We start from the raw sequence: 15,653 nt of genomic DNA, 5'->3' as shown, positions 1-15,653 counted from the left end.
GCTCGGGTCCGTCGGAGCTGGATCAACGACAGGCTTGCAGCAAGGCCGTCGCCACGGCGGCGACGCCCTCGCCGCGACCGGTCAGGCCGAGCCCGTCAGTGGTGGTGCCGGACACCGAGACCGGGGCGTCGAGCAGCTCGCCGAGTACCTGTTGCGCCTCGGCGCGCCGAGGCCCGATCTTGGGGCGATTGCCGATCACCTGCACCGCGGCGTTGACCACCTCGAAGCCCGCCTCGTCCAGCAGGCGGCGCACTTCCTTCAGCATGGCCGCGCCGGAGACGCCCGCCCATTCGGGGCGTCCGGTGCCGAATACCGCGCCGACATCGCCGAGGCCCGCCGCGGACAGCAGCGCGTCGCAGAGGGCGTGCGCGGCGACGTCGCCGTCCGAGTGGCCCGCGCAGCCGTCGTCGCCGTCGAACAGGAGACCGGCCATCCAGCAGGGCCTGCCCGCTTCGATCGGATGGACGTCGCTGCCGATGCCGACGCGCATGGTCACGGCGTCACCGCCCGTCCGATGCCCGCGCCGTCGAGTACCGCGTCGGCGAGCCGGAGGTCGAGTGGAGTGGTGATCTTGAAGGCGAGCGGATCGCCGGGAATGGTGTGGACCGCGACGCCCAGCCGCTCGACCAGGCCCGCGTCATCGGTCGCCTGGATGCCCTCGGGCGCGTAGGCGGAGCGCAGCAAGTCGGCCGCGAAACCCTGCGGCGTCTGGATCGCGCGCAACCGGGCGCGGTCGGGCGTGCCGGTCACCGCGCCGACCGCGTCGACGGACTTGATGGTGTCGGCCACCGGGAGCCCGGGGACCACGGCGGGACGGCCAGCCCGCAGTTCCGCCGCGACCCGGGCGATGAGCTCGGGCGGCGTGAGCGCCCGGGCGGCGTCGTGCACCAGAAAGTAGGCGGCGTCGGGCGCCGCGGCGATACCCGCCCGCACCGAGTCGATGCGTTCGGCGCCGCCGACGACCACCTGGACCGAATTCGTGGGCGGCAGCAGGGCAACGGCGCTGTCGACGAGTTCGGCGGGAACCATCACGATGATCCGCTCGACCGCGCCGGAGGCGATCAAGCCTTCGACGGCGAGCCGGACCATGGGTGTGCCGCCGACCGGGACGAACGCCTTGGGTGCGGATTCACCCAGACGCACGCCACGACCGGCGGCAGGCACCAGAGCAACGACGGGTCCGTCGGTGGAACGGACACCGTTGTCAGGTGTGTTCACGGTCAGGAAGCCGCTGCGAGGACCTCATCGAGCAGGGTCTCAGCCTTGCCGTCATCGGTGCCTTCGGCCAGCGCGAGCTCACCGACAAGAATCTGCCGAGCCTTGGCGAGCATGCGCTTCTCACCCGCGGACAGGCCGCGGTCCTGTTCCCGGCGCCACAGATCGCGGACGACCTCGGCCACCTTGTTCACATCGCCGGAAGCGAGCTTCTCGAGGTTGGCCTTGTAGCGGCGGGACCAGTTGGTCGGCTCCTCCGTATGCGGCGCGCGAAGCACCTGGAAGACCCGATCGAGACCCTCCTGACCCACGACGTCACGCACGCCGACGTATTCGGCGTTCTCCGCGGGAACCCGAACAGTGAGATCGCCTTGGGCGACCTTCAGGACCAGATACTCTTTTTGCTCACCCTTTATGGTGCGAGTCTCGATTGCTTCGATCAGCGCCGCTCCGTGGTGGGGGTAAACGACGGTGTCTCCGACCTTAAAAATCATGTGTCCCGTGCCCCTTTCGATGTTCACAGTTTAACATGCGACTCGATAACGGCGCGATCAACTGTGCAGGTCAGGGCCACAACGAGGCAACCGTGGGGCTTGACAGATGCCAGGCTGTGTGCATTACGTTGTGCCAGAACGGGTTATCTCCCGGCTGGAGTCGGCGCCGCTCGCCGCCCACGCGTCGGCACCTTCGTGGCAACCTCCGAAGTTCGATCGAACCGTTATCGACACGCCGGGTGTCGGCGCGGACGCCCCCGTGGCCCCGTCGCATGCGCCCGGGCCGAACCCCGAGTTCGACCCGGCCCCCGCGCCCGGGCTCTCGAGGGAACTACTACGCTGCCTAGTTACTACGCTCCCGCGCGGAGCCAGAGCCCGGTCGACATGGAGGGACAACCCGTGACTGCCCTGAAAGCTGTGACCGCCCCGAAGGGGGCGCGACGTCGCATGGTGACGGTTGCCGCACTCGCCGCCGGAGCGGCGATCGCGCTGTCCGGCTGCGGCGCGGGCCAGATCGCGCAGACCGCCGAACAGGTCGCCGCCGTGAACGGCAACCACGCCGACGTGGGCCGCATCGCGCTGCGCAACGTGCACATCGTGTACCCGTCCGAGGGCACCGCGTACAACAACGCCAAGGGCGGCAAGGCGCTCATCGCGCTGTCCATCATCAACAACGGCGAGTCCGTCCCCGACGAGCTGACCAGCATCACGACCGACCTCGGCACCGTCAAGATCACCCCCGCCTCCGGCAAGTCGGTCGTCGAACTCGCCCCGCAGCAGACCGTCGTCGCGGCGAGCCAGCCGGTCAAGCGCGAGGCCGCGTCGACCACCACCAGCGCCGCGCCGACCACGAGTGCCGGTGCGCCCACCTCAGCGCCGCGCTCCGCCGCGCCGACCACCACCGCCGAGTCGCACGGCTCCCCGGCCGCCGCCGAGGACCCGGAGGCCAACCCGATCCTGATCGAGATCACCGGCCTGACCAAGGACATCGCCCCCGGCCTGACCTACAACGTCTCGTTCAACTTCAAGCAGAACGGCACCGTCCAGGTCCAGGTCCCGGTCGACGCGGGCCAGCACACCGAGCGCCACGAGTCCGACAAGTCGGGCCCGGCCGAAGCCGAGCACACCGGCGGTCACTGAGGCTGTGTCTGATTCGCAGCGCCTGCGGCGCTGCGTGTTCGCGGCGCAGGCGCTGGAAATCAAACACTGTCGGCCCTGGTGCGTATGGTGCCGGTGTGGCAAAGACCAAGCCGACCTTCCGCTGCTCCGCCTGTTCGCATGAAGTCGCCAAATGGGTGGGCAAGTGCCCCGAATGCGGGGCTTGGGGCACCGTCGACGAAGTAGTCGCCGCGGCAGGTGCGGTCGGGTCTCCTGGGCGCAAGGCGATGTTGCCGAGCACCGCGGCCGCGCCGATTTCGCAGATCGATTCCAAGGTCACCAGAGCGCGGCCGACGGGCGTCACCGAGTTGGACCGCGTGCTCGGCGGCGGGGTGGTGCCGGGATCGGTGGTGTTGCTGTCCGGCGAGCCGGGGGTGGGCAAGTCGACGCTGCTGCTCGAGGTGGCGCATCGCTGGGCGGCTCAGCGCGACGAGAAGTCGCTGTACGTCACCGCCGAGGAGTCGGCGGGGCAGGTCCGGCTGCGGGCCGATCGCACCGGCGCGGTGCACGACCGGGTCTATCTGGCGGCGGAATCGGACCTGTCGATCGTGCTGGGACACGTCGAGCAGGTGCGGCCGACGCTTCTGGTGGTCGACTCGGTGCAGACCATGCTCGCCCCGGAGGTGGACGGCGTGATCGGCGGCGTCACCCAGGTGCGCGAGGTGACCGCCGCGCTGACCTCGCTGGCCAAGGCGAGCGGGATCGCGGTGCTGCTGGTCGGGCACGTCACCAAGGACGGCAACGTCGCGGGCCCGCGCACGCTCGAGCACCTGGTCGACGTCGTGCTCCAGTTCGAAGGCGACAAGAACTCCACGCTGCGCATGGTGCGCGGCATCAAGAACCGCTTCGGCAGCGCCGACGAGGTGGGCTGCTTCGAGCTGCACGAGGATGGCATCGCCTGTGTCGACGACCCGTCCGGCCTGTTCCTGCACCATCGAACGGATTCCGTGCCGGGCACGGCGGTGACTGTCGCGATGGACGGCAAGCGTCCGCTGGTCGGCGAGGTGCAGGGCCTGACCGTGAAGACCGAGATTCCGCAGCCGCGCCGCGCGGTGAGCGGTCTGGACTACAACCGGGTCGCCATGGTGCTGGCCGTCCTGCAGAGCCGCGGCCGGGTGTTCCTCGGCAAGAGCGACGTCTACGCCGCGACGGTCGGCGGCATGCGCCTGGTCGAGCCGTCCGCCGACCTGGCCATCGCGCTCGCCATCGCCAGCGCCGAGTCCGACGTCCCGATCCCCCCGGGCTGGGTGATCCTCGGTGAGGTCGGACTGGCCGGTGAGGTCCGCAAGGTAACCGGCCTCAACCGCAGACTGGCCGAAGCCGAACGCCTCGGCTTCACCACCGCCCTGGTACCCCCCGGCCTCGCCCCGGTGAAAAGCACCATGAAGATTCACGAGGTCACCGACCTCCGCTCCGCCATCCGCATAGCGGGCCTGCGCAAACTACGCGCCGCCCCTGAGGGGGCCGCCAGCTGACCTACCCTCTCAAGCGATGTTGAACGGCTCGGCCATGCTGCGTACCGAACCCAATTGCGCGACAACGCTGTACGCACCCGGTGGGACTTGGACGCGTTCGCCCGCGCAGTTGGGCTGGGATGTGGTGCCCGACCAGGTCACCGTGAACGCGGCCTGCTCGCCGCGGCTCATCGTGCGGACGTCGGGCTGGCCGTCCGGGTAGCAGTCGGTGCTCGACCACAGGCGCCGCTGGCCGTCGAGCGTGTGCACCGACACCTGTTGCAGACCGGAACCCATATCGCGGGTGCAGGCCATCGCCGAGATGTTGGTGATGACGATCCCGAACACCGGCTGCTCGCCCGTCTTGTAGGTGGGCTGCTCGACGGTCACCTTGATCGCCAGCGATTGGTCCGGGCACGGGCCTGCCGCGACGCTGGTTGCCGCCGCGGAGGACTTCGGCGCGCCGGACTCGCCCGACGGCTTGGCCCCCGCGTCGGCGGACTTGGTCACGACCGAGCTGGTCCCGGCGGCCGCGGTGTCACCGGGCGAGTCGCCGCCACGCGCGACCGCGAGCACGACCCAGATCACCAGCGCCAGGGCCACCACCAGGATCCCGATGGCGAACACGCGTCGACGCCAGTAGATCTCCGGTGGCAGCGGTCCATTCGGTTCCAGCACGCCTCAACGGTAAGGGCACCATCGGGCGCATCGTCTCAGGGGCACGGCGTGTCGGCCGCCCGCACCCGAGGGCGACGAGTACATTCCGCCGGCACGCTGGGGCGATGGCGGGCGCGCGGCAGCCTCAGACCACCTCGCCGATGTTGCCGACAACCCGGTGCAACTGCACTTTGCCCTCGGCCAGTTTGTAGGTCACGCAGGCGATGGCGCACTCACCGGTCGCGACCCGCTGCGAGATGATCATCGACCGCTGCATGAGCAGGCGGCTGGTCTCCACCACGTGCCTGGCCTCCATCTCGTCGACGGTGGACAGGCCTTCGCGCCGTCCGACCAGGATGGACGGCGCGACCCGCTCGACCACGCTGCGGATGAATCCGCCGGGCACCTCGCCGCCGTCGAGCGCGTCGATAGTGGCCTTCACGGCTCCGCAGCTGTCGTGCCCGAGCACTACGATGAGCGGCACGTTGAGCACCTGCACCCCGTACTCGATCGAGCCGAGCACCGAGCTGTCGACCACATGGCCCGCGGTACGCACCACGAACATGTCGCCGAGGCCCTGGTCGAAGATCAATTCGGCGGCGACCCTGGAGTCACCGCAACCGAACAGGATCGCGTGCGGGTGCTGGCCGCTGACGAGTTTGGCCCGGTCTGCGGCGCCCTGGCTAGGATGCAGCAGCGCACCGCTGACGAAGCGCTCGTTGCCTTCGCGCAGGGACTTCCAGGCACTGATCGGGTTGGAATCCGGCATACCGACCATTGTGCAGGACAGTTACGGTTACCAGCGAGTTCGGCCGGTTACAGGCGGGCAAATACCGTCTGGCGGCAGTAGTACGGGGATGGTGAGGACAGTGCGGAACGGCGCACCGAACGGCATCGACGCCGACACGTTGCTGGACTGGTACCAGGAGACCGCCCGGGATCTGCCGTGGCGCCACCCCGGCGTCACGGCGTGGCAGATCCTGATGAGCGAGATCATGCTTCAGCAAACGCCCGTGGTCCGGGTCGAGCCGATCTGGCGGGAATGGGTGGCGCGCTGGCCGGTCCCTTCGGCGATGGCCGCCTCGTCGCAGGCGGAAGTGCTGCGTGCCTGGGGCAAGCTCGGGTACCCGCGCCGTGCGCTGCGGCTGCACGAGTGCGCGAGGGTGCTGGCGAGCGAGCACGGCGACGAGGTGCCCGCCGACGTGGAGGTACTGCTCGGGCTACCGGGCATCGGCGCGTACACCGCGCGCGCCGTCGCCTGTTTCGCCTACGGACAACGCGTTCCGGTGGTGGACACGAACGTCCGCCGGGTGGTTGCCAGGGCGGTGCACGGGCGCGCGGAAGCGGGCAACCCGTCGTCGCGCGATCTCCCCGAGACCGAGGCGCTGCTGCCGCTGCGGATCGATCGGGCCGCGGTGTTCTCCGCCGCCCTCATGGAACTGGGTGCGACCGTGTGCACCGCCCGCACCCCCGATTGCTCGCGCTGCCCGCTGCCGAGCTGCGCGTGGGTCACCGCCGGGCGACCGGTGAGCGAAGTGGTCCGCCGCACGCAGAAGTACGAGGGCACCGATCGCCAAGCGCGCGGTCGGCTGTTGGACGTGCTGCGCGCCGCGAGCGGCCCGGTGGAGCGGGTGCGCCTGGATCTGGCCTGGACTCGCGACCCGGGCCAGCGCGACCGCGCGTTGGACTCGCTGCTGGTGGACGGACTGATCGAACAAACACCCGGCGGGTTGTTCGCATTGGCGGGCGAGGGCGGGACTCCTGGGGCCGACAGCTGAACGCCGAGATGGACTCCTGCCCTAGCTGCCAAGGACCCGCCGCAGGAAGCGCTCGACCTCCGCTCGGTAGCGCTCCGGTTGGTCGTCGTGCACGAGGTGTCCCGCACCGGGCACCAAGACATAGTCGGCGCCCGGATGGTCGGCGGCCATCTGCCGCATCTGCCCCGGCGGTGTGATGCTGTGCTCGCCCTCCAGCAGCAGGGCGGGCACTCGCACCGCATGCCAGTGCTGCCAGAAATCCCGCGTCCCCCACTCCTCGGAGATATCGCGGAAAGTGGTGACCGACCCGTGCAGCCGGTATCCCTCCGGCCCGCGTTCGAAAGAGTTCAGGAAATATCGCCCGGCGACCGGCCCGAAGAAGGACAGTACGGCTTCGTCGTCAGGGAATGGCTGCGGCCAGGCCTCGATCATCGCCGCCCAGTGCGTCGCGGTGCGGCCGGTGAAATCCGGCGCGATGTCCTCGATCACCAGCGCCCGCACCCGGTCGGGGTGAGTCGCCGCGAACACCCAGCCGTGCAGCGCACCCATCGAATGCCCGATCACCACCATCGGTTCCGCGATCGCGGCGGTGCCCGTGGCGAGGTCCGCGATGAAGGCCTCGGTCGTCAATTTCTCGGGTGCGGGCCTGCCGTGCCCGGCGGCGTCGAAGGTGTAGACGTGGCCGTGCTCGCGCAGCCAGTCCAGCTGATCGCGCCAGGTGCGCGCGCTGCCCATCAGGCCGTGCAACAGCAGGATCGGCGCGCCTGCTCCGCCTTCGTCGTGCAACATCGGTTCGACAATACGAGGCACCGAGCATCTGCTCGGCATCAGCCGCTAGCTTGGACACATGGCTGTTGTGAAGATCAACGCGATCGAGGTTCCCGAGGGCGCGGGCCCCGAGCTGGAGAAGCGGTTCGCCCACCGTGCGCACGCGGTCGAGAACTCCCCCGGCTTCCTCGGCTTCCAGCTGCTGCGCCCGGTGGCCGGAGAGAAGCGGTATTTCGTGGTCACCCAATGGGATTCGGAAGAGTCCTTCGCGGCCTGGCGGGACGGACCTGCGCGCGAGGCGCACGCGGGCGAGCGGCAGAAGCCGGTCTCGACCGGTGCGTCGCTGCTCGAGTTCGAGGTCGTGCTCGACGTGGACGCGAAGCCCGCCGACTGAGTCCGAGGCCCACCGCCGGGCAGGCCCGCCTGCCCGGCGACTCGCCCGACGCCGTGGTACGCCCGTGCCGGACCCGGTTGACGCCGGGGGTGTGCGGGTGTCACAGTTCGAAGGACAAACGCGAGGGTGACGCGGTAATTCCGGTGCGATTCCGGAGCGGTCGCGCCACTGTGTTCCACGCACCGAGTCCGGTGCCGGAAAGCCAGACACCGGCACCGTCGCGCCACCACCCTACGGGACGCGTATCCCAAGGAGGACTCGAATGGCCATCGCGCATTCACCCAGCCGGGCAACCGATTCCCTGGCCACCGTGCTCGTCACGGTCGGTGTCGTTCTTCTCGCACTGCTCACGCTGTACCTGGTCGGTTTCGACCAGGGCGTCATCTCGCGCAGCGGGATGTATCTGCATGAGCTGATGCACGACGGACGCCACCTGCTGGGGCTTCCGTGCCACTGATCGGTTCACTCCGAACACTGCTGTTGCGCGGCCTGCTGGCCGGTCTGATCGCCGGGCTGCTGGCCGCCACAGTCGGTTATTTCGTCGGCGAACCCAAGGTGGAAGCGGCCATCGCCATCGAGGAAGCGCACAGCGAACACGCCGGAGCCGCTGACGGGCACTCTCACGGCGAGCACGCCGAATCTCCTGGCGGGCATTCCCACGGTGACGAGGAAGAACCGCTGGTGAGCCGCGGCGGCCAGAAGTTCGGACAGTTTCTCGCCCTGGGGTTGGCCGGTCTCGCTCTCGGCGCCATCTACGCCTCGGTCGCGCATTTCGCGCGGCGCCACACCACGCTGTCCGGGCCGCGGCTCGCGCTGACGCTCGGTGTGGCCGGTTGGGCCGCGATCGTCGCGGTGCCTTTCTTCAAGTACCCGGCCAACCCACCGGCGGTGGGCGACCCGGACACCATCAACGAACGCACCCTGCTGTGGGTGGCGGCCGTCGTGCTCGGCATCGTGGCGGTCGGTGCGGCGGTGGCGGCGTTCACCGCGCTGCGCGCGCAATTGCCCACTTTCCGGCTGATCGGTGGCGTCGCCGCGTTCGTACTGGTCACCACCCTCGGCTACGTCCTGCTGCCCGGCGTGAACGAGGTGAGCGCGGATTTCCCGGCCACCCTGCTGTGGCAGTTCCGGGTGGCGTCGCTGGCCGAGACCGCGACCCTGTGGGCCTGCCTTGCTCTCGGTTTCGCGGCGCTCACCGAGTTCGCGACGCGTACCGATACCCGGGTACCGGTAGCCGCCGCTACCGGGGATTGATTCGCGTCCGGAAACCTTCAGGCAGTGTCGGTCCCATGACCGGCACTGCCTTTTCCGTCTGGCCCGCTTCGCCGCGTGTCCACCCGGGTGGACCGCCGCGCGCCGTCCGCGTCGCGTTCGTCGCGCTGGTCGTCGCGTTGGTCGCGGGTGGCGCCGAGGCGATCACGCGAGCCGTCCGCGCCTTCTCGACTGCCGACCCGGCGAGCCTCGCGACGGGGCTGGGGTTCCGCGCGGCCCTCTACCTTCTGGTGCTGGCCGTCGCGGTGCGCATGACCTACGGCGACCGCTGGGCACGCCTGCTGATCACCGTCGGCATCGGCGTGTTCGGCCTGCTGTCCCTGATCATCGAGCCGCTGGCCGCGGCCATGTCCGCGAACCAATTGCGCGATCTGGTCCGGGACGCCGCACCCGCGTCCTTGCTGCTCGCGACGTTCCGCACCGTGCACGTCACAGCCGTGCTGATCGCCATCCCGGCTCTCTACACCCGCCACGCCCGGCGCTACTTCCGCGAACGCTGACTGCCCCCAACGGTTTCGTGCCCCGCACCTTGTCACGGTGCGGGGCACGAAGCCTGCGCGGACTACGCGAGTGCGGCGTCGAGGGTGATGTGGTCGACGCCGGCGAGGGCCTTGCTGACGGGGCAGCCCGCCTTGGCGGCTTCGGCGGCGGCCTGGAAGGCGTCGGCGTCGATGCCGGAGACGCGACCGCGAACGGTCAGCTTGATCCCGGTGATCCGAAAGCCGCCCGCCGGATCGGGGCCGAGGGTCACGTCGGCGGTGACGTCCAGGCTGTCCGGGGTGCCGCCCGCGTTGCCGATCTGCGCCGACAGCGCCATCGCGTAGCACGAGGAGTGCGCGGCCGCGATCAGTTCCTCCGGGCTGGTGGTGCCGTCGGCCTCCTCGGCGGAGCGCTTGGGGAACGACACGTCGTACTTACCGACCCCCGAACTGGCCAGTTCGACCTGGCCCGAACCCTCCTGCAGGGTGCCGGTCCAGGCGGTACGCGCGGTACGTGTGGGCATCACGGTCCTTTCGCCGATGATCGTTTCACGATTCAGCACGAACCTACCCCGGCCGATTCGTCCCGGCCCACCTGTTCGCCGATCGGGTTCGCCCGACGCCCCGTGCACGCGCGCCGCGCGGTAAAGCAGCGGCGCGCCAAACGAATCCGCGCGGAGTTCTACTCCGGATTCGTGATCCTCGCCAGCACGATGCCGCCGAGGATCAACGCCAGGGCCAGCAAGCGCCCCGCACCGAGCGGGTCCTTGTGGACGACGATGCCGAGGGTGATCGCGCCGAGCGCGCCGATGCCGGTGAACACGGCGTAGGCGGTACCCACCGGCAACGTCTGCATGGCGCGCGACAGCAGATACACGGCGGTGACGCCGAGAACGAAGCAGATCAGGGTCGGGACGAGCCTGGTGAAGTTCTCGGTCGGTTTGATGCTCTGCGACCAGACGATCTCCACCACTCCGGCGGCGGCGAGGACTACCCAGTTCACGTCAGTGCTCCCCGGCCAGAGCGCGCGCGGCGGCCAGAGCGCGGACGTAGGACGTGTCGTGCTCGGCACGCAGGTGTGCCAGCGCTGGGTCCTGGCGGGAATTGGCTAGTTCCGCGTGCACGAAAACGGTGTCGGAAACCGCGAAATGGCCCGCGAAGAAGTCGCGCAGGAAGCGCTCTTGATAGTCGTAGGCCGCTTTCGGAGCACCGGGCGAGTAGGCGCCGCCGCGTGCGCTGGTCACGACGAACTTTCGGTGGGCGAGCGACATTCGCGGAAATGTCACCTGGTCCAGCCAGGCCTTGAGCGAAGCCGGAATCGAGTAGTTGTACATCGGGGTGCCGATCAGGATCACATCCGCCGCAAGCAACTCGGCCAGCAGTGGCTCGACGATCTCCCACGCGGCGGCATGTTCGGGAGTGCGCACCAATTCACCGATTCGTTCTACGTCCGTGTTCGGCAGGGTGAGCACAGCGTCGCACAGCTGAGTCCACCCCTCCCCGATGAACGGCACCGGGTCGGCCGCGAGGTCACGGTAGTGGTAGCCGCCGTCCGGGTGCCGTGCGCGCCACGCGTCCGCGAAGGCGGCGCTCAATTCCCGGCTGATCGACCGTCGCCGGGCGCTGGCATCCAGATGCAACAAGGTTCTCATGACCGACCTCCGATTAAGTGGACATAGCGTCCGATTCCTTCCGAGATCGACGATACGGTGAATATGGACATATTGTCCACTTATCGCCGAATCGGCTACAGTCACGGGCATGGAACCCCGATCCGACCTGCTCGCCGGTCACGGGCCGGGCCGGTCGGCGACCCCGCCGGAACGCGCGGACGCCGCACGCAACCGGGCCAAAGTGCTCGCCGCCGCCGCGGAGTTGTTCGCCGCCCGAGATCCCCGCACGGTGACGATGGACGACATCGCGAAGGCCGCCCGCGTCGGCCGAGGCACCCTCTACCGGCGTTATCCGGACACCAACTCGGTGGCGGTGGCCCTGCTGGACGAACACGAACGAGCGTTGCAAGAGAAACTGCTTTCCGGTCCTCCGCCGCTCGGCCCCGGAGCTCCCCCCGCACAGCGGCTGGCCGCGTTCTACGCCGCGATGGTCGAATTGCTCGACACACACGCGCATCTGGTGCTGGGCGCCGAGATCGGCGGCGCACGCTTCACGACCGGTGCTTACGGCTTCTGGTACGCGCATGTACGAGGACTGCTGGTCGCGGCGGGCATGCACGAACCGGACGCATTGGTCGACCCGCTGCTCGCGCCGCTGGCAGCGGAGGTCTACCGGCAACAACGTGAGCGCGGCTTGACCCCCGGACAGATCGCCCACGCGCTGCGAATGATCGCCGAAACCGTTCTCGGTGCCGGGTGATCTAACCGAAAACGAAACCGGCGGTGGACAACCACCGGTTTCGATACCCCTCGTCGCTCACACCAGATCGCGTCTGCGCATCAGCCAAACCGTGCCGACCGCGAACAGCACCGAATAGACGGCCAGCACGACCAGCGATTCCGTCGGCGAAAGAATCTGCAGCACACCGGGCGTGGCGGGACCGTCCACGGTGCGCATCGCTCCGGCCAGCGACCCGGCCGCCGTGCCGGGCAGATGATCGGTGACCACCTCGATCGGCGCGAAGATCCCGGCCACGCCGCGCAACAGGTTCTCCACCACCAGCACCCAGACCAGGCCGAGGCCCACCGCGAGCGCGGGCCCACGGGCGATCGCGCCGATCAGCGCCCCCGCCAACGTCCACATACCGAGGATGGCCACGCCGGTGGAAATTCCGAGGAGCGACCGATCCAGTGCGGGCATGGTGAGCGCCTGCGACTGGGACGCCGCGATCAGCGCGGCGACCGCGATGTCGACGACGAATGCCGCACACACCAGCGCCACCACCACGGTCGCGAGACTCACCACCACCGCGGCGACCGCTTGCACGCGCGAAGGCCCTTGGGTGTAAACGGTTTTCCAGGTTCCCCAGCCGTATCCGCTACCCACGGTCAGCGCGCCGAGGACGAGCATCAGCGCGCCGCCGAACATGGCCATGCCTTGGGTGAATACTTCGGGAACCGCCGCGGGCAGCATCTGTCGCAGCAATGCTTCGCGCGGCAGCCCGTTGGACATCCGGCTCGATCCCCCGGAGGTGTAGGCAAGATAGTTGAACAGATACGCGAACGTGAGGTTCAGCAGAATCCAGGTTCCGAGAACGATCCAGAATGCCGGCCACTTTCGCAGCCGCAGCATCTCGGCATTCGTGCTCGCGATCAGGTCCCGGATCGCCATGCCGTTCATCGCGCCGCCTCCCATCGCGTCATCTCGAAGAACACTTCTTCCAGGGACTTCTCCTCGACCCGCAACTCCAGTAGGTCCGCGCCCGCCGCCACGACCGCACGCGCCACGGCGGGCGCGGTGACGGTGTCCGACTCGATCCGGATGCCGCTCGCGGTCAACAGCGCCGAACGTCCACCCACCAGCCCGCGCACCGCGGGCAGGGCCACCTCCACCGGCTCGGCCCGCACCACCAGCGACGAGTTGCCGCGCAACTGCGCGACCGTCGCTTCGGTGCGCAGCGTGCCCTGCGAGATCACGCCGACCCGGTCGCAGATCGCCTGGACTTCGCTGAGCATGTGACTCGACAGCAGCACCGTGCGCCCCTCTGCGGCCAAAGCGGTGATCAGCTCCCGCATTTCGGCCATACCGGCGGGGTCGAGGCCGTTGGTCGGCTCGTCCAGGATGAGCAGGTCGGGGTTGCCCAGCAATGCCGCGCCCACGCCGAGGCGCTGTTTCATGCCCAGTGAGTAGGTCCGGTACTTGTCCTCGGCGCGGCCCGCCAGCCCGACTCGCTCGAGCGCGTCCTCCACCTCCGGGCGCCCGAGCCCGCGATATTCGGCGAGCACGCGCAGGTTGTCCCGGCCGGAAAGGTAGGGATAGAACCCGGGACCCTCGATGAGCACGCCGATCCGGCGCACCACCGCTGGATCGCCGGGCCGATGCCCCGCGACGGTGGCCGTACCCTCGCTCGGACGGATCAGCCCGGCCAGCATCCGCAGGGTGGTGGTCTTGCCCGCACCGTTCGGGCCGAGGAAGCCATAGATCTCGCCGTACGCGACGCTCATGCTCACGTCGTCGACAGCGGTGTGCTCCCCGTAGCGTTTGGTCAGCCCTCGGGTGACCACGATCGAATCTGCCATGCACCGAGAATCCGCCGCCGACCCCCTGCGGACATCCGTCGCCGGGCGACGATCCGCATACGTAGCTGGAACGACGGATCGATCCGTGGCCAGTGTCGGATCAGCTGGTGCGGAACCGCTTACATGGTCTGCGAACACCCGAATCGGTGCAATTTCCGCGAAATACGTTTCCAGGCGGACGTCGAATCACGACCGAGCCGCATAGGCTACGTGGGTGCGGGTGGCAGGGATGACAGATCGGAGTTCGGTCGGCTGGGATTGGGGCGTCGCGCTCGTCGTCGCCGCGGTTCAGTTGGTCGGAGGCACTTTCGCGAACATGCGGCAGACCGGAGTGCACTCCCTCGACGCGCTCGGTTACCTGCTGTTGCTCGCCGGCCCGGTGGCGCTGATCCGGCGCCGCGCGCAGCCGCTGCCCGTGCTGATCGTCGTGCTCGCCGTGTGCCTGGCGTACTTCCTGCGAGGCTACGGATACGGCCCGATCTTCGTCTCATTGGTCGTCGCCTTCTTGACCGCCGCGAGCAGCGGATCACGATGGTGGACTTATCCGCTCGTCCCGCTCGGGTACCTGGCGCTGGTCTGGCCGCTGCCCGCACTGCTCGACCGCCCCGCGAACCTGTGGCAGGTGTTCGCGCTGATGGCGTGGCTGGCCGTGCTGCTGCTGGTGGCCGAGGGCATCCGGCAGCGCAAGGCCGTGCTAGTCGCGCGCGGGCAGCGCGCCGAGGCCGCGCGCCGGGACGAGGAAGCGCAGCGTGAGCGGCGGGCCAGCGAAGAGCGGCTCGCCATCGCCCGCGAGCTGCACGACGTGCTGGCGCACAGTCTGTCGATGATCAACGTGCAGTCCTCGGTGGCGCTGGAACTGCTCGACAAGCGCCCGGAGCAAGCGGAGACGGCGCTCACGGCGATCAAGAACGCCAGTCGCGACGCCCTCGCCGAGGTGCACGCGCTCCTGCACACGATTCGGTCCGGAAGCGCACCCGCGACGCCCAGCGAGCAATCGCCCACAGAAGAGGCGAACGCCGAGGAGACCGGCCGCACAACCGAGGCCGAGCCGCCACCCGCCCCGCGTACCCCCGCGCCGAGCATCGGCGATTTGGACGACCTGTTGCAGCGCCCGCGCAGCACCGGATTGACCGTCACCACGCGAGTGCTCGGCACCCCACAGCAATTGCCCAGCGTCATCGACGTGGCAGCGGCGCGAATCATCCAGGAGTCGCTGACCAACGTGCTCCGGCACGCACCCGGCGCCGACGCAACGGTGACCGTGCGCTACACCCCGGACTCGGTCGACATCACCGTCGACAACAGCCGCCCGACCAGTGCCCCGTCGCGCTCCGGCAACGGCGGCGGCAACGGCATCATCGGCATGCGCGAGCGCACGCACGCCCTCGGCGGCGCCCTCACCGCGGGCCCGCGCCCCAGCGGCGGGTTCCGGGTCGCCGCCCGGCTGCCCACGCGAACACCCGGACCCGACGCGGCCACGGCGTCACCGGGAGTGCGAGGCGCGGGGGCGGCGGCAACGAGCCGGAACAACGCGGCAGCGCAAGCACCGGATCAGGACACCGCGACGACGAGTACGCCGAGACGCGGCGTCGCGGCCGCGACGAAAACCGAACAAAGCGGCACGACATCAGACGCACCCGAATCGAGCGCCGCGGGATCGAAGCCTGCCGGGAGATCGCGCTCGACGACCACGGCCACATCGAGCACGACCGGCCCGAGCGAGAGCGAGTCGCGTGCCACACCGGACCGACCCGCTGATACGGCCGAACGACCGAGCACCTCGGCCGGTCGCGCGCAGCGCTGACGGGATCG

20 protein-coding genes and 1 riboswitch are annotated in these 15,653 nt (G+C 69.3%); of the genes, 9 read left to right on the top strand and 11 right to left on the bottom strand.

The window, feature by feature from the left end; all coding sequences use genetic code 11:
* Positions 1 to 22 precede the first annotated feature (22 nt).
* The 3 genes from ispF to carD are packed head-to-tail and all read right to left on the bottom strand — an operon-like array spanning position 23 to position 1,709.
* Complete coding sequence (ispF, locus tag AB0L97_RS30265; protein ID WP_062968866.1) at positions 23 to 490, bottom strand: 2-C-methyl-D-erythritol 2,4-cyclodiphosphate synthase; 468 nt, start codon at positions 488 to 490, stop codon at positions 23 to 25.
* A gap of 2 nt (positions 491 to 492) precedes the next feature.
* Positions 493 to 1,218, bottom strand: coding sequence for a 2-C-methyl-D-erythritol 4-phosphate cytidylyltransferase (gene ispD / locus AB0L97_RS30260; RefSeq protein WP_355076732.1), 726 nt, complete (start codon positions 1,216 to 1,218; stop codon positions 493 to 495).
* A gap of 2 nt (positions 1,219 to 1,220) precedes the next feature.
* Positions 1,221 to 1,709: an RNA polymerase-binding transcription factor CarD gene (gene carD, locus AB0L97_RS30255; protein ID WP_011206964.1), complete on the bottom strand. Its 489-nt coding sequence runs from the start codon at positions 1,707 to 1,709 to the stop codon at positions 1,221 to 1,223.
* A 399-nt stretch (positions 1,710 to 2,108) separates the two neighbouring features.
* On the opposite strand from carD, the gene AB0L97_RS30250 reads away from it, so the two are divergent.
* A complete protein-coding gene (locus tag AB0L97_RS30250; RefSeq protein ID WP_355076730.1) occupies positions 2,109 to 2,849 on the top strand; it encodes a hypothetical protein in 741 nt (246 codons plus the stop codon).
* 95 nt (positions 2,850 to 2,944) lie between these two features.
* The gene (gene radA / locus AB0L97_RS30245; RefSeq protein ID WP_364436100.1) at positions 2,945 to 4,342 is read left to right on the top strand and encodes a DNA repair protein RadA; all 1,398 of its coding nucleotides are present in this window, start codon (positions 2,945 to 2,947) and stop codon (positions 4,340 to 4,342) included.
* 9 nt (positions 4,343 to 4,351) lie between these two features.
* Here the strand turns inward: radA and AB0L97_RS30240 are convergent, their stop codons facing one another.
* Together AB0L97_RS30240 and AB0L97_RS30235 are read right to left on the bottom strand one after the other, a co-directional pair.
* Complete coding sequence (locus AB0L97_RS30240) at positions 4,352 to 4,999, bottom strand: hypothetical protein (protein WP_364436097.1); 648 nt, start codon at positions 4,997 to 4,999, stop codon at positions 4,352 to 4,354.
* A 124-nt stretch (positions 5,000 to 5,123) separates the two neighbouring features.
* A complete protein-coding gene (locus tag AB0L97_RS30235) occupies positions 5,124 to 5,747 on the bottom strand; it encodes a carbonic anhydrase (protein WP_355076724.1) in 624 nt (207 codons plus the stop codon).
* Positions 5,748 to 5,835: 88 nt separating this feature from the next.
* On the opposite strand from AB0L97_RS30235, the gene AB0L97_RS30230 reads away from it, so the two are divergent.
* The gene (locus AB0L97_RS30230; protein ID WP_364436093.1) at positions 5,836 to 6,756 is read left to right on the top strand and encodes an A/G-specific adenine glycosylase; all 921 of its coding nucleotides are present in this window, start codon (positions 5,836 to 5,838) and stop codon (positions 6,754 to 6,756) included.
* Between the two features lie 21 nt (positions 6,757 to 6,777).
* On the opposite strand, the gene AB0L97_RS30225 is transcribed toward AB0L97_RS30230, so the two are convergent.
* Positions 6,778 to 7,524, bottom strand: a complete 747-nt coding sequence (locus AB0L97_RS30225; RefSeq protein ID WP_355076721.1) for an alpha/beta hydrolase — start codon at positions 7,522 to 7,524, stop codon at positions 6,778 to 6,780.
* Between the two features lie 58 nt (positions 7,525 to 7,582).
* Between AB0L97_RS30225 and mhuD the strand changes: the two genes are divergently transcribed.
* The 4 genes from mhuD to AB0L97_RS30205 all read left to right on the top strand — a co-directional run bounded on the left by mhuD (position 7,583) and on the right by AB0L97_RS30205 (position 9,669).
* On the top strand, positions 7,583 to 7,897 hold the full coding sequence (gene mhuD / locus AB0L97_RS30220) for a mycobilin-forming heme oxygenase MhuD (RefSeq protein ID WP_355076719.1): 315 nt from the start codon (positions 7,583 to 7,585) through the stop codon (positions 7,895 to 7,897).
* 80 nt (positions 7,898 to 7,977) lie between these two features.
* Positions 7,978 to 8,130: riboswitch (cobalamin riboswitch) on the top strand.
* 29 nt (positions 8,131 to 8,159) lie between these two features.
* On the top strand, positions 8,160 to 8,354 hold the full coding sequence (locus tag AB0L97_RS30215; RefSeq protein WP_039794710.1) for a CbtB-domain containing protein: 195 nt from the start codon (positions 8,160 to 8,162) through the stop codon (positions 8,352 to 8,354).
* Positions 8,345 to 9,151 (top strand): CbtA family protein, encoded by an 807-nt coding sequence (locus AB0L97_RS30210; protein WP_364436088.1) that lies wholly within the window; start codon positions 8,345 to 8,347, stop codon positions 9,149 to 9,151. The genes AB0L97_RS30215 and AB0L97_RS30210 overlap by 10 nt, the downstream gene beginning before the upstream one ends.
* A 35-nt stretch (positions 9,152 to 9,186) precedes the next feature.
* Positions 9,187 to 9,669, top strand: coding sequence for a hypothetical protein (locus tag AB0L97_RS30205; protein WP_364436085.1), 483 nt, complete (start codon positions 9,187 to 9,189; stop codon positions 9,667 to 9,669).
* 62 nt (positions 9,670 to 9,731) lie between these two features.
* On the opposite strand, the gene AB0L97_RS30200 is transcribed toward AB0L97_RS30205, so the two are convergent.
* The 3 genes from AB0L97_RS30200 to AB0L97_RS30190 all read right to left on the bottom strand — a co-directional run bounded on the left by AB0L97_RS30200 (position 9,732) and on the right by AB0L97_RS30190 (position 11,300).
* Positions 9,732 to 10,172 carry an OsmC family peroxiredoxin gene (locus tag AB0L97_RS30200; protein WP_355076714.1) on the bottom strand — a complete coding sequence of 147 codons (441 nt, stop codon included), beginning with the start codon at positions 10,170 to 10,172 and terminating at the stop codon, positions 9,732 to 9,734.
* A 158-nt stretch (positions 10,173 to 10,330) separates the two neighbouring features.
* Positions 10,331 to 10,651 (bottom strand): multidrug efflux SMR transporter, encoded by a 321-nt coding sequence (locus AB0L97_RS30195; RefSeq protein ID WP_355081674.1) that lies wholly within the window; start codon positions 10,649 to 10,651, stop codon positions 10,331 to 10,333.
* A 1-nt stretch (position 10,652) separates the two neighbouring features.
* The gene (locus tag AB0L97_RS30190; protein WP_364436080.1) at positions 10,653 to 11,300 is read right to left on the bottom strand and encodes an NAD(P)H-dependent oxidoreductase; all 648 of its coding nucleotides are present in this window, start codon (positions 11,298 to 11,300) and stop codon (positions 10,653 to 10,655) included.
* Positions 11,301 to 11,409: 109 nt separating this feature from the next.
* On the opposite strand from AB0L97_RS30190, the gene AB0L97_RS30185 reads away from it, so the two are divergent.
* Positions 11,410 to 12,021 carry a TetR family transcriptional regulator gene (locus AB0L97_RS30185; RefSeq protein ID WP_364436077.1) on the top strand — a complete coding sequence of 204 codons (612 nt, stop codon included), beginning with the start codon at positions 11,410 to 11,412 and terminating at the stop codon, positions 12,019 to 12,021.
* Positions 12,022 to 12,078: 57 nt separating this feature from the next.
* On the opposite strand, the gene AB0L97_RS30180 is transcribed toward AB0L97_RS30185, so the two are convergent.
* Positions 12,079 to 12,942, bottom strand: coding sequence for an ABC transporter permease (locus AB0L97_RS30180; protein WP_355079122.1), 864 nt, complete (start codon positions 12,940 to 12,942; stop codon positions 12,079 to 12,081).
* Positions 12,939 to 13,841, bottom strand: a complete 903-nt coding sequence (locus AB0L97_RS30175) for an ABC transporter ATP-binding protein (RefSeq protein ID WP_364436073.1) — start codon at positions 13,839 to 13,841, stop codon at positions 12,939 to 12,941. Before AB0L97_RS30175 ends, AB0L97_RS30180 begins: the two co-directional genes overlap by 4 nt.
* 229 nt (positions 13,842 to 14,070) lie before the next feature.
* On the opposite strand from AB0L97_RS30175, the gene AB0L97_RS30170 reads away from it, so the two are divergent.
* On the top strand, positions 14,071 to 15,645 hold the full coding sequence (locus tag AB0L97_RS30170) for a histidine kinase (protein ID WP_364436070.1): 1,575 nt from the start codon (positions 14,071 to 14,073) through the stop codon (positions 15,643 to 15,645).
* Positions 15,646 to 15,653 lie beyond the last annotated feature (8 nt).

It is taken from the genome of Nocardia sp. NPDC051911 (assembly GCF_040681035.1).
GTDB classification, from domain to species: domain Bacteria; phylum Actinomycetota; class Actinomycetes; order Mycobacteriales; family Mycobacteriaceae; genus Nocardia; species Nocardia sichangensis.
Note: the sequence above shows the minus strand (reverse complement) of the source record. Positions and strands in the feature narration are given on the sequence as shown.